25 protein-coding genes are annotated in these 19865 nt (G+C 38.7%); 7 read left to right on the top strand and 18 right to left on the bottom strand.

Annotated features, from left to right (window positions below; translation table 11 throughout):
* Positions 1-244 precede the first annotated feature (244 nt).
* The 4 genes from DM558_RS00505 to DM558_RS00490 all read left to right on the top strand — a co-directional run bounded on the left by DM558_RS00505 (position 245) and on the right by DM558_RS00490 (position 2133).
* Positions 245-580 carry a hypothetical protein gene (locus tag DM558_RS00505; protein ID WP_127161567.1) on the top strand — a complete coding sequence of 112 codons (336 nt, stop codon included), beginning with the start codon at positions 245-247 and terminating at the stop codon, positions 578-580.
* On the top strand, positions 565-1092 hold the full coding sequence (locus tag DM558_RS00500) for a hypothetical protein (protein WP_127161566.1): 528 nt from the start codon (positions 565-567) through the stop codon (positions 1090-1092). Before DM558_RS00505 ends, DM558_RS00500 begins: the two co-directional genes overlap by 16 nt.
* A gap of 76 nt (positions 1093-1168) precedes the next feature.
* Complete coding sequence (locus tag DM558_RS00495; protein ID WP_127161565.1) at positions 1169-1300, top strand: YHYH domain-containing protein; 132 nt, start codon at positions 1169-1171, stop codon at positions 1298-1300.
* 38 nt (positions 1301-1338) lie between these two features.
* Positions 1339-2133: a DUF4393 domain-containing protein gene (locus DM558_RS00490; protein ID WP_164731209.1), complete on the top strand. Its 795-nt coding sequence runs from the start codon at positions 1339-1341 to the stop codon at positions 2131-2133.
* A 125-nt stretch (positions 2134-2258) separates the two neighbouring features.
* On the opposite strand, the gene DM558_RS00485 is transcribed toward DM558_RS00490, so the two are convergent.
* Positions 2259-2450: a hypothetical protein gene (locus DM558_RS00485; RefSeq protein ID WP_127161563.1), complete on the bottom strand. Its 192-nt coding sequence runs from the start codon at positions 2448-2450 to the stop codon at positions 2259-2261.
* A 35-nt stretch (positions 2451-2485) separates the two neighbouring features.
* Positions 2486-2779 carry an Arc family DNA-binding protein gene (locus tag DM558_RS00480; RefSeq protein ID WP_127161562.1) on the bottom strand — a complete coding sequence of 98 codons (294 nt, stop codon included), beginning with the start codon at positions 2777-2779 and terminating at the stop codon, positions 2486-2488.
* 66 nt (positions 2780-2845) lie between these two features.
* On the opposite strand from DM558_RS00480, the gene DM558_RS00475 reads away from it, so the two are divergent.
* The 3 genes from DM558_RS00475 (at position 2846) to DM558_RS00465 (ending at position 4062) form a co-directional block, all read left to right on the top strand.
* Positions 2846-3007, top strand: a complete 162-nt coding sequence (locus DM558_RS00475; protein WP_127161561.1) for an Arc family DNA-binding protein — start codon at positions 2846-2848, stop codon at positions 3005-3007.
* A gap of 70 nt (positions 3008-3077) precedes the next feature.
* Positions 3078-3356: a hypothetical protein gene (locus DM558_RS00470; protein ID WP_127161560.1), complete on the top strand. Its 279-nt coding sequence runs from the start codon at positions 3078-3080 to the stop codon at positions 3354-3356.
* A 1-nt stretch (position 3357) separates the two neighbouring features.
* Complete coding sequence (locus DM558_RS00465) at positions 3358-4062, top strand: phage antirepressor KilAC domain-containing protein (protein ID WP_164731208.1); 705 nt, start codon at positions 3358-3360, stop codon at positions 4060-4062.
* Between the two features lie 29 nt (positions 4063-4091).
* Here DM558_RS00465 and DM558_RS15550 read toward each other — a convergent pair whose 3' ends face one another.
* The 16 genes from DM558_RS15550 to DM558_RS00390 form a co-directional block, all read right to left on the bottom strand.
* Positions 4092-4268: a hypothetical protein gene (locus tag DM558_RS15550; protein WP_164731207.1), complete on the bottom strand. Its 177-nt coding sequence runs from the start codon at positions 4266-4268 to the stop codon at positions 4092-4094.
* 8 nt (positions 4269-4276) lie between these two features.
* Positions 4277-6817, bottom strand: coding sequence for a hypothetical protein (locus DM558_RS00460; protein WP_127161559.1), 2541 nt, complete (start codon positions 6815-6817; stop codon positions 4277-4279).
* A gap of 11 nt (positions 6818-6828) precedes the next feature.
* Entirely contained in the window at positions 6829-8472 is a 1644-nt protein-coding gene (locus DM558_RS00455; RefSeq protein WP_127161558.1) for a hypothetical protein, read from the bottom strand.
* Positions 8473-8483: 11 nt separating this feature from the next.
* On the bottom strand, positions 8484-10649 hold the full coding sequence (locus tag DM558_RS00450) for a hypothetical protein (RefSeq protein WP_127161557.1): 2166 nt from the start codon (positions 10647-10649) through the stop codon (positions 8484-8486).
* An 11-nt stretch (positions 10650-10660) separates the two neighbouring features.
* Complete coding sequence (locus DM558_RS00445; protein ID WP_127161556.1) at positions 10661-11215, bottom strand: hypothetical protein; 555 nt, start codon at positions 11213-11215, stop codon at positions 10661-10663.
* Complete coding sequence (locus tag DM558_RS00440; protein WP_127161555.1) at positions 11205-11675, bottom strand: GNAT family N-acetyltransferase; 471 nt, start codon at positions 11673-11675, stop codon at positions 11205-11207. Before DM558_RS00440 ends, DM558_RS00445 begins: the two co-directional genes overlap by 11 nt.
* The gene (locus tag DM558_RS00435; protein WP_127161554.1) at positions 11668-13857 is read right to left on the bottom strand and encodes a hypothetical protein; all 2190 of its coding nucleotides are present in this window, start codon (positions 13855-13857) and stop codon (positions 11668-11670) included. Before DM558_RS00435 ends, DM558_RS00440 begins: the two co-directional genes overlap by 8 nt.
* Positions 13850-14425: a hypothetical protein gene (locus DM558_RS00430; protein ID WP_127161553.1), complete on the bottom strand. Its 576-nt coding sequence runs from the start codon at positions 14423-14425 to the stop codon at positions 13850-13852. The genes DM558_RS00435 and DM558_RS00430 overlap by 8 nt, the downstream gene beginning before the upstream one ends.
* A 43-nt stretch (positions 14426-14468) precedes the next feature.
* Positions 14469-15371: a phage capsid protein gene (locus DM558_RS00425; RefSeq protein WP_127161552.1), complete on the bottom strand. Its 903-nt coding sequence runs from the start codon at positions 15369-15371 to the stop codon at positions 14469-14471.
* 230 nt (positions 15372-15601) lie between these two features.
* A complete protein-coding gene (locus DM558_RS00420) occupies positions 15602-15961 on the bottom strand; it encodes a hypothetical protein (RefSeq protein WP_127161551.1) in 360 nt (119 codons plus the stop codon).
* A 36-nt stretch (positions 15962-15997) separates the two neighbouring features.
* Positions 15998-16357: a hypothetical protein gene (locus DM558_RS00415; protein WP_127161550.1), complete on the bottom strand. Its 360-nt coding sequence runs from the start codon at positions 16355-16357 to the stop codon at positions 15998-16000.
* 106 nt (positions 16358-16463) lie between these two features.
* A complete protein-coding gene (locus DM558_RS00410; RefSeq protein WP_127161549.1) occupies positions 16464-17318 on the bottom strand; it encodes a hypothetical protein in 855 nt (284 codons plus the stop codon).
* Positions 17296-17544 carry a Bbp19 family protein gene (locus DM558_RS00405; protein ID WP_127161548.1) on the bottom strand — a complete coding sequence of 83 codons (249 nt, stop codon included), beginning with the start codon at positions 17542-17544 and terminating at the stop codon, positions 17296-17298. Before DM558_RS00405 ends, DM558_RS00410 begins: the two co-directional genes overlap by 23 nt.
* Positions 17537-19159 carry a portal protein gene (locus tag DM558_RS00400; RefSeq protein ID WP_127161547.1) on the bottom strand — a complete coding sequence of 541 codons (1623 nt, stop codon included), beginning with the start codon at positions 19157-19159 and terminating at the stop codon, positions 17537-17539. Before DM558_RS00400 ends, DM558_RS00405 begins: the two co-directional genes overlap by 8 nt.
* Before the next feature lies 1 nt (position 19160).
* The gene (locus DM558_RS00395) at positions 19161-19421 is read right to left on the bottom strand and encodes a hypothetical protein (RefSeq protein WP_228411777.1); all 261 of its coding nucleotides are present in this window, start codon (positions 19419-19421) and stop codon (positions 19161-19163) included.
* Between the two features lie 12 nt (positions 19422-19433).
* Entirely contained in the window at positions 19434-19823 is a 390-nt protein-coding gene (locus tag DM558_RS00390; protein WP_127161546.1) for a hypothetical protein, read from the bottom strand.
* Positions 19824-19865: the final 42 nt, after the last annotated feature.

The following is a 19865-nucleotide window of genomic DNA, read 5'->3' as shown; positions in this document are numbered from 1 at the left end:
TAAAAATAATTAAAACAGACAGATAAAAAATTATTATTGATTAGCAATGTTTTTAAAGACCATTTAAGAAATAATACTTTAGTCTAATATTAATTATACTCATTAGATAACAATACGTATTTGTGATGCGTGTCATTTATCACATTAAATTATAACAACAAGATTTATTAGACTTTGGTATTAACTAAATATTATCATTCGGTTTTTATTATATTATCTCTCTTTTAGAAAGGGAGTTTTTATAATGGGAACATCACTTTGCAAACCTGTACATAACTTGAAATTTAGTGGACAAAGCCAAGAAGCGTTAAAGAGAATAAAGACACAAATGAGCCTGTATAATTTGGGAGCAGCTTTATTAATGTCGGGTACTATTCACACAATACTTACCAAATCAAGCCCAACTCAAATTGCTTACAATGTTACAACTTCTGATTGGGATTTGCTTTCAAAAGCCGCGGGGGATTGGCCTACCGCCGTGAAGAATATAATAGCCAAAGAAGCGGCTACTATGGAAATTAATACCACAGGGGCGGAGTCTGAATTTTGGGGAGGATTAAGTTCATGTTTAAGACGCTAGCTATTGCTTTATGTTTATGTTCATTTCAATGTAATGCTTATCAGTTATTATCAAATGAACAAGCAGCAGAGCAACAAACAAAAATAGCTAAAGAAAACTTAGATAAAGCCCAAGAAGCCTATCTAACTAAATATAATGAATGCATAGAGCAGTCTAAAAACAACATACTTAACCCCGTTGATTTTAAAGGTATCGAGCTGAATGAGAAAGAATTAAAAGCAATCATTCTCTATTTTTCAGCTAAAAATTATCGAGCGTGCGTAGGAGATTTGACCGATAAATATGTTACTGCAATCAACGTTGCTAGAAATTTTAGTGTGCAGAAATACTCTATAAAAGATGATCCCGAATCTGAAAACTCAATTTATGTTGGTGCACCTTTAGCCATTGATGAAATTAAATATTTGCCCGACTACTTGCAAATAGATCAATCTAAACGAGAGAAATTGGAAAAGATAACTAAACTAAAGAAAGTATTTGATCTAAGCACCTCTAAAAACAATCTTCTTTAGACTTTGGTCTTAATTGTTTAAATATTGCAAAGCTCTCATTATTTACGAACAGCATTAATACATAAAGGAGTTGTATATGAAAAAAGTAATATTAGCGGTATTGATTGGCGGATTATTAGCAAGTAGCTTTAGCATGGCTCATGGTGGGCGTACTGATAAAGACGGCTGTCACAGAGATACAAAGGCAGGTACTAGGCATTGTCATTGATTTAAAAATATATTACATATTTATTAATGGATTGTTTTATGTCAGAAGATAAAAAACCAGAAACTGTTGAAAGCGCAGTAATAGAATATATGGATGAAGAATCCAAAGAAACTGTTGGAAAGGAGTTAGGAAAAACTGCTGTTACCTTAACTAAGACTATCAATACAATTCTTTTGCCAATTCAAGCAACAGTGTACGGTGTTGAGAAGATAAAGCTTTTTTTATCAAATTACCTAGAAAATAAACTTAAAAATATACCGATAGAAAATATAACCCCTCCAAAGGGTAATATAGCAGGACCTGCTATAGAAAATCTGAAATACCTTGATGATAGTAAAGAAGATAATTTATTAAAAGAAATGTATGCGAATTTAATTGCAAACGCAATGAATCAAGAGACAAAAGAGTCAACTCATCCTGCATTCGTTGAAATTATAAAACAGATGGACTCTAAAGATATTCTAATTTTAGAAGCTATAAAAAAAGAAAAAGTACTGGCTTTTTTACAAATAGAACAACTTAAAAAACCAAAGCACTTAGGAAAACATGAAGGTTCTGTAGTGAAAATAAAATACCTTTGTGCACAAAATGTATTGTCCATAGCAAATTCTTTAGCTTTACTCACTTCAAATTTAGAAAATTTAGAACGACTAAAATTAATAGATATTGATATTAGTCGATATATTACTGATGACGCTTTTTATCAACTAATACGCAATGAAAAAACATACAATGATTGTGTATCAGGTTATGGCGAACTCTTGGATGAATCAAAAGGAATGATAACTATCACTAACTTAGGCCATTATTTCTTAAAAGCATGCTTAGATTAATCATTATTTTATGACTAATTTTTTATTTAAAAAAAGCCCCTCGGGGCTTTCTTACTTCGGCTTATTCTTTCTGTAAAGTAGATGTCTAACCGCGTAAAATATTGATACTGGCCTGACTCAATTAATCATTGTTCAGCCTGATTATCCTTATCTGGCATGGATACACAGTCTATACATTCAATTTCCTCTATCTTTAGGTGTGGATTATTTTTGAGTATTTCTTCTTTAGCATTACCTATAGCTAATGCATAGCTCCTATGAAACTCTTGCACAGTCACGATATCTTCGCCTATTTTAAACGTTATTTTCCACAACATTAAGCTGTCCTCCCATTAATTACTAAATAAATCTCTCATTCGTCATCTTTCTTTTTATTTATAATATCTATTCTCGTTACTTCTGCTTTCTTCAATAGGCCTAATATTTTTTTCGTATCTTCTGATATTCTAAAAATTTCCTTTGCTGTAAGGGTAGCCTCTTCTTTATTATTTGAAGCTTCCATCCCTCCAAATAAAAAGCTATTTTCAAGTCTAATTATAAGTTCAGCATTGACTGATCTGTTATTAGCATCAGCTGACTCTTTTAATTTCTCATATAGAGAATAAGGCAATCTAAATTGCGATCTATAAATATCATCTTTTTTCATGTCACTATATTGACACTATTTAATATATTTTGTATAGTGACACAGTGTCACTAAAAAGGAGAAAAAATGCAAAAAGAAATTGTAAGAACGCAAGTGAGATTCCCGAGTGATATAATGGAGTCTCTAAAAGAATGGGCAAGGAAAGACGGACGATCTATGAACTCTTTGCTGGTACAGGTGGTTAAAGAGGAGAAAAAACGGAGAGAAATTAATGAAGGTAAAAACTAAAAAGGCTTTAAGTGCGCGAACACCTAAAGCCCGATTAACACTAATCCCCACGTTCAATAGGAATATAGCTATGAAAAATAGTACAGCTTTAAACTTAAATAATCAACCCCTATCCGCTTTGGAATACAAAGTAAAAGATCAATCTGAGTTCATGCAAAAGGCTGGACGCTCTATTAATGCGATTACTCAGTGCCTACAAATAAGCTTTTCTAATTATTGCGATGGTATCGGAGACGTATTACCAGAGAATGAAATATCCAGTTTGCTAGAGGCAATTGATCTGCTAAGTGCTGATCTAGAAAATCGTGCATGCGGTTTAGAAACTAGTTTAGTTAATGGAGGGTTTTAAAATGACAGGTTTAATTTTATCTAATGCGTTAACTATGTCTAGTCGCGAAATTGCTCAGCTGACTAATAAAGAGCATTTTCATGTAAGACGTGACATTGAAAAGATGTTTACTGATCTAAAAGAATCTTTAGGGGGGTATATCCAAAAATGGAGACACCCCCAAAATGGACAAGAATATGAAGAATATCTTTTAGACAAAGATCATGTTGAATGTTTGCTTACTGGTTACAGTGCTGAATTAAGAATGCGTGTTATTAAAAGATGGCATGAATTAGAAGAAGCAAATAAAGCCGATCCAATGAAAGCCCTAAATGACCCTGAAACAATGAGAGGTTTATTGCTCTCTTACTCAGAAAAGGTTATCAACCTACAAAATGAAAACCAAGAGCTTAAACCAAAAGCCGAAGCATTAGACCGTATAGCTAAATCTGATGGTTCTATTTGTATCACCAATGCCGCGAAAGATTTACAAATAAGACCTAAAGATTTATTCCAATTGCTACAATCTAAAAAATGGATATTTAGACGGCAAGGAAGCAGTACATTTACCGCTTATCAGGACAAAATACAGCAAGGCTTATTAGAGCATAAAATAACTGTAGTCTCTCGAAGTGATGGAAGCGAAAAGCAAACTGAGCAAGTTAGAGTTACGTCTAAAGGAATAACCAAGCTATCAGAAATGCTAGCCGTAGATACTGCCGTATAAAGCCAAGCCCTCTAGCGAGGGCTTTTTTATTATTTAGAAATCTTGTCAATTATATACAAAACTACAAATGGAATTACTGCAAGAGCTAAAGCAGCAAAAATACCACCACCTATTGCATATATAGGGTTTCCACCGGAGAAAAAACATAAAACCGTCCCTATTGAAAACCAAAAAATCACAAGCCCTTTAAAGGTTTGCTTATCCATTCCTACCCCTATTTCCCTAACATGAATTGTGATGGTGGTATTATAAAATCATTTCCTTGATCTTTTACAGCTCTTTCTCTGTATCTGTCTAAAGAACCAGGGGATAGGTTTTCTTGCAACCTATTAAGAAACAAATAATTTGCTGTTGTTTTGATATAGGGTATATTCAAATAGGGCGTATGATCTACCATAAACCTAAAGGCATCCCCTGCTTTTGCATCACCATTTATAGCGCGCTGATAAAGGGTAACTATTTGATCTGCATCGCTCACTACTGGCCCCATCATAGAAACAACAGGCCCATTACCAAAGCGGTTCACTTCACCAAATAAAAAGTCGCCATAAATACCTAGTCCACCACCTTGTAAGAAGGCTGCTTGAATAGACTTTAAATCGGCTGGTCTTGGGTTCTTACCTTTCGCCATTTCCTTAGTTTGCATGGATAGATAACCAAATGCAGTCATCCATACTACAGCATTAGCAAGCCCTAATAACTCTCCGTTACCATTTCTTAAAGCATTGGTTAAACTATTAATACTTCGTTCTCCTAATGCGGCTGGTGTGTAACCACGTCCAAATAATTCTCGCCCCAAATGATTCTGCATAAAAGATACAGTAAAGGCTTTAAACTGCCCTATGAATCTAAATAGTTCACCCTCCATTGTTCCTGCTTGTGTGCCTTGATTTAATACGGCTTTATTTCGTGGCGTGGGGTCAGAAACAGAAATAATAGATCTATCTAATATGTACTTTCTTAACCTATCCGTTAACAACTCTCTTGTATCAGCTATTGCTATATCCGTTGCGCTCATTCCTTTTTGTGTTAAGTAACTAGCAATATCCTGATCTGATAACGTACTGATATTTTCAGGCACTAAATACTCATTACCACGCATGGTGTATTTTTCCATCTTGGAATAAAGCTCCCATTCTGCTTTTTCAATATTATGTAATGAAAGTACTCTTTTTAAGTTGCCATTTAAGTTATCAAAAGAAGTCCTAGTATTTCTTGCTAACCAATTTGCTGTAGAGAACGCGGCTGAATGCCTACCGCTTTCCGTCCACCAGTTCAAAAGATTTAACTTAAAATAATTTCTCATCAGCTTTGAGACTTTGCCAGGAACAGAAACATCACCACTAAACCGATAAGCAATCTCTTCATTCATTTTTTCAGCATAAACACCTAATGCTTTAGCTAACTCTTTTCTATCATCAGCCTTGTAACTCTTAAATTTGCCTTTTACAGAATCAATCATAGAGGTGAATAAATCTTTCCCTTGGTAGGTCATTTCTAGCGCTGCCATAGGAATATCGTTAAATGATGATAGCGTAGCGCCTCCAAGCTTGGTCATCGATTCAATAGCTCTGGCTGATGATGCTAATCTAGCCATCATGTGATTAGCCGGTATTCGAGTTAGTCCTGCTACCTCTGGGTATAACTTTCTCATAATACCTTCAAACTTATTGCTAAAATCTATTTCCGCCTTTGTATTGTGCTCGCCTCTTAGTCTGTCAGTGATACTGTCAGATAATCGCTTTAACATGTTCTCGGGATTGGTTCCGAGCTTTCGCATCATGCCCGTTGTTTCTGATAGTGAGTTTAAACTAGCAAAGATAGTCTCCCTTAAATTTCCTGAACCATAACGGCTGTTATAATCAAACCATGCAGGGCCATCTTTAAAATTTAAGACTCTATTTTGGCTAGTTTTCTTTGCTATATTTTGTGATCCTTTAAACCCAGACAACCAATCAGGCCTATCTGATCGCATGTGATTACCTGTCACTAAGTTATCATAAACGTTTCTTAAAAATTGAGTAGGCGATTGACTTCCAAAAGTTGATCTATCCAGTAGAGGTAAAATAAAATCTCGCCAACTTTCAAATGTATCAGATCTTATTTTGTACATATCATGAGTTTGTGAAGTAATATAATTATCAATAGTACCTATCCATGCACCAGCTTTATTAACATCATTTTTAGCAACGTCTTGCCACTTTCTTATAGTTCTTGCTATATCAATTGCCTGATTATTCATACCAGCGGTATCTAAATTTTTACTTAATGCAAACAGGGCATTTGTTACTTCTCTATCTAAAGAACCGCTAGCAAATACCTTAACAAGACCTGCACTATCAAGCTCGCCTACTAAACCATTAAAATACTTTGCTTTTAGGTTTTGTTGTTCAATATGTACTGAGTCTCGACTTCCTAGCCTTGCTTCGTTACGTCCACTTAATATAGCCGAAATCCCCATATCTGGGCGATCAGGAAAGCTTCTTTCTATAAAGTCGGATAACTCCATAAAAACACGTTCATTGATAATCTTGTTTCTGGCTTCGATAGCACGAGCTAAACTATCGGCATTACTAACCTCTTCCACCGCTCTCAAAGCAGCATCCTCTGCAGAGATACCTTGGTTTTCGCTTCTTATTCGATTAATTGAATCATTCATTTCTTCGATAACTGAGACCATTTCATCATCAGTTAAATTACGCCCTACCGCCCTATTAATAGCATTTTCGCAATTAGTTGTATAATTCACAGCCATAATATTTCCCCTTACATTCCAATCATACACATAGCATAAGCTTTAGCCGCTTTACTTACCGTGTCATCATTTGCATAATTCATTGCATCATCAATAGCCGCCTTGACTTCTTTGTATCCCTTTTGTTCGGCTTTGCTTGCAGCTATCTCGTATTGATAATTAAAGCTTTCTTGTGCTTTTTTATGATCTACCAAGTTGGTTGTGTTTTTTAATTCATCATTAGCTTGATTGATTAGCCTCATCGTTGAATCATCTAAATAAGTATTGTTATCTGCTAATTTCTTTATAGCTGCTTGCCGCTTTAATGGATCAGCCAAGTCAAAGAAAGGCTCAACATCTAGTAGCCTACCCTCAAAAGCATTAGCAAGACTTGCCCTAAGCGCTTGTTCTCTAACCGTCCAATGGCTATCACTGATCTTTTCAATAGCTGTTTGTTGTGGTAGTTCTTTATCCTTGATACTGTCGAAAATCTCTTGTTTTCTTTTTTCTAGATCTTTTTTTAGGCGCTCAGGTAATCGCCCTTTTCTTATTTCATTAAGATCATTAATAGACTGATTGGCTGTTTTATGAGCTTCTAACTGCTCTTGCAATTCAATACGCCTATCTTGTAAATCTTGTTTTAGTTCATCAATTTCTTTTTTTGCAATGCTTTTAGCCTTTCTACCAGATACCGTATTACTATGATACTCCTCCGTTAATGCTTTATATTTTGCTTCTAATATCTCTGGTTTAAGTTGATAATCAATATCATGTAACTCTGTCTTAATTGTTTTTTGTTGCGAGCCTGATAAACGCTTTGATGCTTTATACTCGAGATCAAAAGAAGATAAGTTAACCACGTCATGATAGGCGCTATCACTAGCGAATCGCTCGAAATACTGCGAAACATGCGCATTATTTAATTCAACTTGTTGTAAATCATTACCTAGATCATTTGATAAATTACTTAATTTACTACCCTCTATTTGATTAGTTTGCGCTCTATATCCTTTTAACCTCCCAACCCCCTCTCCAATCGCCCCCCCTAATGAAACAAAAGTACCTCCAGCCAATCCACCAAAAAATATATTTTGCACGGAATCTTTTAGTGTGTAATCTTCACCTAAAGCATTAGCAGAGTATAATAGAAATGGTTCAACTGCTGCCGCTTGAGCTGATCCAATAACAGCACCTTGGCGAAATCTTATAGCCGTTCGGCCTAGAAGACTACCCGCTTTGACTTCTCCCACACCGGGAACAAGCATTAATCCTAAGTTAGCCGGATCTGCCATATTGCCTGCTAGTGTAGATAAAAACATCAAAGAAGCATCACCCAAACCGTTAGGAGATGAACGTATTATTTGCTCTCGCGCCAATCGTTTATGCGTCTCGTCAGTTAAAAGATTCAAATAACGGCGAGTAACCCCCTCAGTAGGAATTTCAATATTTTTAATACCTAGCTCTTTTAATCGCTCATCAGCAAACTCTTTTGCGACCATCTGAGAGTTTTCATCATTAAGCGCTCGGTATAATTCTCCTGCTCGATATATAGCAACTGCAGGGCCGTCTCTTAAACCATTATCAAAGGCCGCCCCTGCTCGTTCAGTCAGAGGCGCTGCAACCTTATCAAGAGAGGGAGTTATATCTGTTGAAAAATCACCTGTATAAAAAACCATACTTCCTCCCTTTAAGGTGTGTACAAGGATGCTTCAAGAGCTTTATAAAAAACTGCATCTTTTTCTTCTTGCGTTGTTTTCTTAGCTAGGAATTTACTTTGCTCTGCTCTAGCATCAATACGCCAATTGCTTCTATGCTCTCTACCCATTATTGATAAGCTTGTATAAGAAATATCAATTAAATTTCCTTTGTCATCCCTTACAGGAATACCATCAACCGTTAAAATTAAACCTGTTTCATCTTTGTTTGTTATAAACTCAGCGTTACTCTGTATTCTCGACAGTGTTTGTTTTAATAAAACCGCATTACCTAAACGATTATCACCGCTAAAAGGCGAAATATAATTTGTTTTTAGAGTTTTTACATAATACGCCGCGCCATCTTCTATATCAGACGAGTTTAAATTTAAATGTTTTGGAACTCGCCACGTATCATTAAAATCATATTGATTGTTAATGCTTTCCGCTGCTTTTTTAGCCGCTTCTGCAGGTGACATTCCTTTTGTTGTATAAATTACGGCTAACTTTTCTAATTGTGAATTAATAGCAGAAAAGGGTTTTAATCCGTCAGGCTGCATAGCAAATGAAGTACGAGCGGCACTGATATTGTCTGACAGTCCTTTTATTGCAATATCGTAATCTGTCTTGCTAATTGTTTTAGCAATATCCTTAATTGGAATATCTTTATGTTTTAATAAAAGATCTGATGCCTGCTCATCTTCTAGCCCTACAGCAACTGCAATAGCATCTCCCCCTTTACTTTGTATTTGCCCTAGTATTTTAGGCGCATACTGTCCAAAACTAGCACTGATAGATCTTATATTGCTTACTGTCGGATTCTTTTCTATTTGCTTTATAAGTGCATTATTAACGTTCTCAGGCAATAACTTATCACTTGAAATTCCGTAAATTTGCTTTTGTGCCTCTACGGCAGTAGCAAACGCGGCTCCATTAGCAGAGTCTTCCGTATAAGCTTGGAAAGCTTTTTGTACTGATTCATTATTTTGTACCAACCAGCCCGCTGGGTCTTTCTCTCTGGCTTGTAATGTTTGTTGATATCTAGACATAACGAAGTTATAGCGCTGCTGTTTAAGCGCAAAATTTTCATCGTTTGCATTTGGTTTAATAGAATTAATGGCTGTCAGCGCTTCCTTTGGCGTACCCCTCACGACATCCACTAAAACAGGCTGTAATTGCAAGGTTTCTCTATAGCTTTGAATCTGTCTATCAAACCGCTCTCTAGCTGCTGGATTACTAGGTCTAGCTGCTTTTATTTGATCTTCGGTTAATGGATCTGGTACATCAAGCCCAGCTTCAATTTTTGCTGAATCATCTTGTATTTTATATTGCAAATTTACTAAGCTTTCAGCCTGTGCCGCTTTCCACTCTGACTCTAATCTTTTCATCGCAGAGTTGGTACCGTGTATCAATCTAACTCTATCATCAGAAAGCACCCAATCTTTATGATATTCTTGATTTTGAATATCGCTTTTAATTTTCTTTAATGCTTTGTAATCCCCTTTATCGGCAGCTGTAGTAATTTCATTTTGAAGATAATCCGTCGTATAGCTACGACCTAGACTCTTTAAGTTCTCCTGTGATGCTAAGCCCCACACTAAAGTACCTGTTTTTTTAACATCCTCACTGTTAAGCATTTGCTGTACTTGTTCAGGATTATAATTATTCGCTTTAGCATTGGTGATCAATTTATTTATATCAGTTTGCGCTTTGAGTTTTACGCCCTTTTCTTCAACTCCCGTCGCTTCTAAATCGGCACCGTTATTAATTTTATTGATATTCAAGCCCCATACTGCAGACTCTTCCTCATCTAAGTCATTTGGCCTAAACGCTTGTGTATCAATATTGCTAATTAATTCTTGTGTTTTCTGCCTTGCTTTTTCTGGTGGTAATTGACCACTATTAACTTGCTCGTTTACATTTTTTAAGACTTCATTAACTTGTTGTTGATACTCCATTGCGCCATTAGCCATGCTGACGCGGTTTAATGATTTTCTTTTTTGCTCTTTTTCTTGCTGAAGCTTTAGCCCTACCCCCATCACCTCACGGCCTAAACCAGCCATCGCACGACCAACCGCCCCGTTATCGCCTTGTAAGTTAGTGCGCCCTACCCTTATTTGAGCATTTCCAAAATTATCACCCTTAGGTATTACTGGCATAAAGTCACCTATTAATAAAATCCAAATGGTTTTTTATTGCTGTTAATTAAGTAGCCGCTTGAGGGGGTCGCCTTGGTGCTTCTATCCTCTACAGTCGGCGTTTTGGCTTTTCCACTGGTAGACCATTTACCAGCCACCGAAGCCGCACCACCCAATAAAGAGCCGACCGCCTGCACTTTGCTCGCTTGATACTCTTGCTGTCCTCGAAGATTGGCGGCCTCTCCCTCGGCTAAAATACGATTAGCCGCGTCTTGTGCGTTGTACTGGGTAATCTGTGCGTCATACTCAGTACGTGAATCAATACGTTTCTCAATATCTGCCGCAGTATCTTGCCCCACAACAACCCCATTAGCCGCGGTTGCTGCTACAGCTTGGCTATGTTGTATAGCGCCCTGATCTCGAATATTATTAGCTTCCACCTTTCCAGCGCCTATTTGCGCCGCCGCATCCGCTTGCGCTTGCTTTTGCTGGTATTTACCCCAAGCCTTAGCATTTTTACCAGAAGAAACAGAACCAGCCGCACTCATGGCGGCACCTCCTACAATTAACGCCGTCTCAACACCCATGATTAAATACCTTTTCAAAAGAAACACCGCAGGCTTTAAAGCCTAAAAATTCATAGAAACGACTGGTTTTATCGCTATGAATATCCGTGGTTGTTCCTACTCTAAAACGATTAGCGCCTTTATCAATGGCCCACTTTTCAAACGCTTTGATAAGCTGCATAGCAATTCTGGTATTGCGTTTTGTAGGTACCATATACACCGAATAATCAAAAGCAATTAACTCTTTATTGAATAATCCGTAAGTCAGTCCGCCAATAAAGAAACCCACAACTTCATTGTGATCTATCGCCAACAACGCAAGGCCATATTCACTAAATACTACGTTGCTTAAACTTTCTTCTAACTGCTCTTTATCGAATGGTTGTAATCGGTAGTAATCGCTTTCATTGTGCAATGCTTTACACAAGATAATGATTTGTTGAATGTCTTTAACTGTTGAAGCCTGTCTAATCTTAACCATTGCTATTCACCGTGATTTTGCTAATAGCTGCTAATAATTGAAATGGCATAGGTTGCTGTTGTTGAATCACAATAGGTCTATCCCAGCCTTGCCGATACACGGCTTTATCTCCTGTGAACTTGATAGGCGGCTCGTCTAGGACTCCTTTACCTAATTCCCTAAAGGTAACGACCTCATCATTGATCTTACAACCTGAAGTATTGAGTACCCTTAAAACTAACTCGCCACTGCGATTCGGTGAACCTTGCAAGGATCCTAAACCGCCCTGTATTTCAATCGGTAATAGTTCTATTTCGGTGGTATAAGGCAAGCCCACGATAATTTGCTTGGCTTTTCTTTCGAGTGTAATCGTTCCGTTTTTTACTGTACGTTGTTGCATAACCACATCGTCAGCGACTACATCAACTGTACAGCCCTCTAAATGGGTTAAACCTGTTAACGTATTAGTACCCTCATCAAATTGAAACAGGGCTGAGCAGTGGCTATAAACTCCCTCTTTAAAGCGTTCGATATAGCGCACGAATTGACCGTTTATTTCTCGTTTTACAATCGTCCAGACTTCATCAATAGAACCATCAACACTCGGTATAGTAGCGACCGACTCATAAACACCAGCCGTTAATTGACGCGACCAGCCAATCACTTCTTGATCGGTGTTAATAGTTAAGGTCGCTAATTGCCCATCTTTACGGACTAACCATAGAATTGAGTCGGGTTCTTGCTGATAAGCCATATCAACAATACCTGTTTGGGTAATATGTTCTGAAAGCGTCGTTACATCTTGCGATACAAAGGTATCTGCTGCTGCATTAAACCCCATTGCATAGAGTTTTTTAGAGGCGCGCTGTAAGTAAAATAGTTCATTCCCTACTCGGGCAGGCTTAACCCCATTACAACCGTAAGAGGAGTTATTTTTAATGTCGATATTGGTAGGCGTAATGGCGGCTTTGGTGGCTGATCCACTTAATGAAAACTCGCCGCCATAGGTTAAAACAATCGGCGTTTCTGTTTGGGTCAAATGAACAATCGGATTGATCTGGTCAGACGACATCGTAAAGGCTGCCGCGTCGTCATCTTCGGTTGATAACTGAAAGTTTAAATACTCAGCGGTTCGACTCATCCAAATCGTTTGAGGTCTTTCTTTGGTACCGCCACAAAATAACCGTTGGTTGTGTAATGTAACAGCGCAAGGATAACCAAATTGATCACTCCATATACTCGACATTAACGACCAACCCCAAGACACCGCCGAAGCCTTGGACGTAGGGGCAGTTTTACATTCACTTTTAGCGACTGTAGCACTGTTGATGGTCGTAATTTCGTATAATCCTTTATTGAATTTAATGTACTTGCCTTTATCGGACGCTCTAAACCCTGCTAAGCCTAAGGTTAAAGTAACGGTATCACCTATCATTATTTCTTTTTCGGGTGACTGCCCCTCGGTACCATTGGTGGGCTTAATGGTAGTTAATGGGGTACCCTCTAAATGCCAAGTTTTAGCCGCTAATTTATTCTCTTTAAAATGCGTAATAATATTAACTTTCACTACGCTAGCATTAGTGATTGCTGTAATCTCTGCAATACCAGTACCACAAGACAGGGTGCGCCCTAAATCAGCCGCTAACCAGCTAAAATTTGTTGTATTGGTTAAAGTGGCGGTAGCTTCGCCTTTTAGTGTAGTGCTTAACGTTAATTCAACATCGGGGTACTCGCCCATTTCGTCGTAAGGTTTAACAATAAAAGGCGCTTCGGCTAATGTCCATTCACTATCAGAAACACGGCGTAAACGGTGAATCGGTATATCGGAATGTGCTAAAAACATCGTATCAGCGCCCTGCACATAGTTGATATTAAATAGCATGGCTTCGGTGTAGGGGCTTTCGATTTCTGCAGTAAGGTCTCCATCTTTAAAAATAGCGCAATATTTATGCCCGAACTCAACAATATAGGCTTGCTCACGGTTGAATATATAAGGAATTAAACGGGTTTGTTTATCGCTGTCTTTCACTTCGGCAATAAATTCCGTTCCCCACGTACGCATAACGCCACCTTGTACGGCAATTACTGCATTTTCAAGACGCTTAACACCATTTTGATAGCGAGACACATCAACACGCCCCAACATACGAGGGGATAATTCGCCTGCCGTGAAGTTGGTTTGAATATAGGAAATTTTAGCCAAGTAATCTATCCTCTAGTAATGTTGAAACGCCTAATGTTTCAGGGGGTACTTGTTGACCATCAATCGCTTTAGCTTTACGTAATTCATAAATGAACTCTTGCTTGGCCGCTTCAGCTAAACTAGTTGATTGAGTGACTGAATAGGCTATGTCGGCTTTAATGGCTAACGTTAATAACTTGATAAAGGTAGCATCGTAAGTGGTGACATCTTCGTTTTGATAGACATAGCGAAGCTGAACGCTGTTAGCATTGGTAAGTATCTTGCCGTTTTCGATGGTGTAATCAGGGTAATAGTGTTCGTTAATAGTAATAGCTTTTAAAAAATCGGCTGGCAACGTATAAGCATGGGTATAGCCAAACGCTGGCCTACCTGCATCAGGCGCTAATAACATTCGCTTAATAGCAAACTTCCAAACATGTTCCCTTAATAGATCATCCCGAATACTGGGGTAAATGTTAGCTACTAGCTTTGCTCTATCGGTGTTTTCGGTAAAGTCACTAATAGATTGCGCCCCTAGTTTTAGGAGCGCATTAGAACAAATCGAAACAGGTGAGTTTGACGTTGACATAATAACCTCTTAGACAGGGGCGCAAGCGCCCCAAGTAGAACAATTACACTTCAAACTCTACAGTAACCACTTTCTTCTCATTGGCTCTACCTGCGCCATAAGACGATTTAACAGAGATTTGAATTGCGTTGTTTTTATCACGGCGAACACCAATATCGACCTCGTAGTCGTAGCCTGTACCAAAGTGAGCAGCACTAGAACACCACGCCACGGTAGTTGCTGTAGTGCCTGTTATGTCTAATGCTTCGTAAGGTACCCAAGTAAAGCCAAGCCAGTTAGTCGCAATCGCACCATCTTGTAGCATTTCAACTTTTAAGAAGTCTGCACTGGTTAATGTGGTGTCATTTAGAATGGTTTCTAACATTTCCGCGTTGTAAGCAAGAAATAGTTTTTCGCCCATTTTTTCGTCACACTCGTTTTTACGAAAAAGGGCTTTGGCTTTAATGATTTTTGCCTTTGTAATCCCTGTACCACCTGCAAGAATTTTTTGGTTAGCAGGCAAAGAAACCGAAGAATACGCCCCTAAGTTTTCCGTTTTACGCTGAATACTGTCGAGCAAGCCGCGATAAATCACTTTATCTTTTAAGCGATTATTTGCCGCTACTAAGTTCGACATATACGTCCCTTGTGGCTCGGCTAACAACTTAGGTAAATCACGCGGCTCAATCGGTACATGTAATCCATAATCCGCCATCGTCACTAAGCGTGATCCAGCTTCGGGTACACTCCATTTAGTGTCCTCAAAACGACCTGTAACTTGCTCCATTTCTAAAGCAGCCATGTCGTTAACGGTGTAAGAATAACCTTTGATCTTGCCGCGGTTAACCACCGCTTGCGCAAAGCGCGATTCCTTTTGTTGGCTTTCGATTTCAAAGGTATCGTGAAATTGTTGAACAAAGCCTGCAGTAATTGCAGTCTTATTAGTAGTAAAGTCTTGGGTTGGCATATCAATAACCTATAAATAATAATTACCCTTGATATGCGTGGTTATCTGAGTTACAGGCCACTAGTTCATTAACCTTTCGGGCTTAGATTAACGGGCTAATGCAGTTATCCCTGTGCCAGTATTGGGGCTGCTCGGCTATTATTTATTATTATTTTTCCGAGTTTCCGATTATTTTTAGGTGGACATAAAAACCCCCTATCATTACTGAAAGGGGCTTATATTTAAATAACCTACAGCTGTTGAATTAAGTTATAGATCTCATCTGGTTTTTCTCTTACATTATATGAGTCTATAACCCCATGAATAGTTGTTCCGTGAGGAACTCCAACCAACATCATAATAGATGGAACACAAATCTCAACTTGCTCACCATTAATTTGAGTTAAGGTGAGCAAGTTTCTTTTTCCTAACTCAGCTAATCGACTATTAATTGTTTCAGGCGTTTCAGTCGCTGAGCCACCTGTTCGATAAATAGTATGTAAGAAACTTCTACCATCGCGACTCTTAGGTGTTACATCCTGAAGATAATCTTGTGCTACATACATGGGTAAGCTATTTGTGTGTGTTGATTTTACAAATTCAAATTTCATTTAAACCTTCCTTATAAATTTATAAATATTTTTATATCAAATCCACACACCAAGACCACTAGCGGCCATCATTAGTGGTGTACGGTATTGAGCTGCTACAGTATTAATTGTTGCTTGTAATGGTTGGGTTAATGGAGGAAAATTGTTTATAATTGTTTTACCGAAAACTTTAGCAATAATTCCTTTACCTAAAATTCCTACCAAGCTTATTGACTGTTCTACAACAAATTTAGTCATATCGTATAAAACTTGTGACTTTTTTATTGCTGCTTCATATGCGAAACTAGTAACAGTGACAACATCATCATTCATTACAATAGTACTAGCAATTTGCTTACCCCAAATTTTTTCTATTAACGACCGAGTATTTTCAATTTCTTCTTGTGTTAAAGCCATTATATAAATCTCCTTATTGTTTTATTGAGATTCAATTTTAAGGATTTAGTTACCTTAATTCTTTTTGCTCAGGCATAAAAAGCCGCTAAATAAGCGGCCTTTTCTCTTAACTAATCTGCTGACTGCCATGCTTACTTTGATAATACTCCCTCACTTTTCTTTGTGCTTCTTTATAGTCTGGGTGTCTAGGGTCTCGATACGCATCTGATATCATGATCTTTGCTACATTATCAGGCTCTAGCCCTGTATTCTTAGCTGGTGGTGCGTCCTCCCTTAGTCCTTTACCCATATTAGCCAGCAACCGAATGACGATAGGATTATTGCCTATTTCGTCTATCTTTCCTTTGTCCTCAGGCGAAGCGTATTTATTAAAGGCAGTGAACGCATCTTTGATATTACTTTTAAAATCGGCTTCGCTTTTCCATGTTTCGGTTAACTCGGCTTGTGCTTGCTCAATGGTTAGCCCTTTGAATTTATCAAAAGCCGCTGGCATTACCCTTGCGTACTCATTTAAAACAAACTCGACTTGTTTAGAGGTCATGCCTTGCTCATGGGCCTTGCTTAAAAAGGCATGGTTTTCTGGATCTTTCTTAAAGTCATCAAAATTTAACGTTTCTGATTCGATTTTTAGGTCGTATTCGTCAGCGCTTTTAGGTGGAATATCCCCTGTTCCCATTCGCTTGGATAAACCATCATAAGAAGCTGCCATTTTTTCAGCAGAGGCTTTTAAGTCAAGCTCTAAACCGTCGCTTGTTTGAACTCTGAACTTTTCAGGCAACCAATCATAGCCATCACTACCTTGCTTTTCTTCTTTGCCTTCTTCCTTGTTTTCATCGTTTACAAGTGGTTTTTCTTCATTCTTAAAGCCACCACCAGCTAAAATAGAATTAGGTTCATTAGGTGAACCAGTACCACCATCACCGCCGTGTTCGTCTAGTTCATTCATTAATAGGTGTTTCATTTTGAACATCGTCTGTTACTCCGTTTGCCCTGTTAATACGTGAAAGAATAAAATCAACCACACTACGCTGACCTGCTCGGTAGTAGGTTTTCAGTGTGGCGTTATGCTCATCGAACGAGGGCGGCATCGAGAAGCGTGCTATCAATTCCTCTAACACATCTTGACCGCCCACGGTTTCCTCAAATAAACGTTTATAGTCAAATTCAGTTACTTGTTTTTTAGCCATTTTCTGCTACCTGTTGCGCCATGTGTTGACCGCCAGCCTTAGCAAATTCATCTGCACCTGTTTGTAGTGCCTGATTAGCCATAGCGTCAGCCTGTGCCTTTGCCTGTGCTTCGGCTCTGGCTTGTCTCAGTTCAGTAACGTCTTGCTCTGGCCTGATAATCTCAGAAGGTACCCCTAAGGCTTCACCTGTAAAGCGTGCTGCTTTATCAAAATCAATGTTATCTAATACCTCTTGATTTACTTGTGCGCTTTGCATGGTCATAGCAACAAAGTTTTGTATCGCGGTGACTTCTTCGAACTTCTGCGCCCTGGCTAATGGGCTGACGTATTTAATACCAATAAATTTATCAGGTAAGCTCTCGGGTGGGTCGCCTAAGATGCCAGCACGAAAAGCGATACCAAAACAACGATCAATTAGAGGTTGTAAGTATTCAGATTGCATGCGCCCATAGATAGGGCCTAACAACTGCCTGATCAATTGCTGACGCATGTTGACTTCGGTCGCTGTCATGGCTGGGCTATCTTTAGGCTGTAGTTGATCTGCCAGCATGATTTTACGAATAGCGGCTTGCAGTTGTTCGCACTGGGTAAAAGATACGTTGAAATTAGCGCCACTTTGTAGCGGTTTCATGCTGTCCACTGAGTTAGCAACAATGATCTTTCTAGCCCCTACGGTAATAGTGCGAGGATTTAAAACGCCGTCATCTTCGGCAATCCACATGCCGCTAATGGCTAAATCAGCATTCGCTAGTTCTAGCTTCTTAATTTCGTTGAGTGTTTTTGCATCTGGCAATGCATCGGATACAGGGCTAATCGTATAAACCGATTGAGGAATCAGCATCCAGCGCGGCACTACAACGGGCATTTCGTTATAGCCTGATTCTCTTAAGAGTTCTTTATCATTTTCTAATACATGCACCGAAGCAATGGGCATCTTTTCGGCCTTTTCTCCAACCTTGCCATCATTGCGAGGATAGATAGCATGGATTAGCTTTAATTTAGCATTGGGTTCACGTTCAGCTTGCTTTTTTATCTTTTCGCTGGCTTCTTCAAAGGTGTTCACAACTTGCTCTGCTGTTAGTTCATAACAACGATAAACAATATCAATCACGCCATCAGCACGAGTGCTATCACAATACACAGTAGCCAAGGGCCATAATTGAAAATTAAAGCCACCCTCTTTTTGATCTTGGTCGATGTATAAAGCAAACCAACCAGCCGCCATCAGATCAAGCATGCCCTCATAAGCGGCTGAATCAAAGTTGGCATTGTGGATATTACGCCATATTGTGTTAGCTGATTGATCGAGCCATCTTGCTTCTTCTTCGTTTGCTTCATTAACCGTTAAACCAAACCATAACGCATTGGCTGGGGTTAAACCGCTGATAATAGCGCTGGCTTGTGTTTTGGCGGCATCGGTTAAAGTTGAATCAAATAGCCGTGACTTTTTGCGTTGTATATCGTCCGTGGTCGAAAAGGTGTCATCTATGCCAACCCCACGAACAGGAAAAGAGTAATCAAAGCATTCTTTCCATACTTTTTCATGGGGTTTTCTAGCTGCTTTTAACTGCCCTAGACGATTGACAACTTTATTAGCTAGTTTGTTGTCGGTCATATTATGCGCCTAAGGTACTTTTGCCACCTGAGTCATTGCCACGCTCACCACCGCTAGACAATAAAGAACTCTTTTGGCGTTGTTGTTTGCGTGCAGCGGCGGCTTTGTTGGCTTGTTCGTCTGCGGTTCTCTGTGCTGCGGCAGCGTCTGCTTGTGGGTCTTGCTGTACTACTTTGGGGGTTTTCTGTTTTGGTGCCATAGCAGAAGATGCCGCCGCCCCTGCTACTGCTGCCCCTGCAATTAATGCTGTTTCTACGCCCATTTTCTTAATCTCCTAAACAATCCAGCCTTTATCAGTTAAAACAGGTTTCTTTTTAACCGAACCACTCGCAACACGACCAACGGAATGATCTGTTGCATCACTTTGTTTAATCGGTGCAGTTTCAGGAACAACAGAACTTGCTTGGTTTTCAGAATCGCCAAAATGCGCGTGCGCGCGCGAATCGTCATCGCCTGCATCGTCTTTTTTACTTGAATCTGCTTGATTTTCAACGTTGGTATTTTCAGAACTATCAACAAAATTATCTTTAGAATCGCCTTGATTAAGCTCATTTGCTTTAGCCTCTGCTTCGTCTTTAGAACCTAGAAAATCAGCTAACCAGTTCCCATCCTTATCAACTACACCATAACGACCAGCGGCTTTATGCTTTGCGGTATAACTCATTTAAACACCTCTTTAATCCAGTAAGTTAAGGGATTACATCAG

Origin of the sequence: Entomomonas moraniae, from assembly GCF_003991975.1 — a bacterium.
Lineage (GTDB): Bacteria > Pseudomonadota > Gammaproteobacteria > Pseudomonadales > Pseudomonadaceae > Entomomonas > Entomomonas moraniae.
Note: the sequence above shows the minus strand (reverse complement) of the source record. Positions and strands in the feature narration are given on the sequence as shown.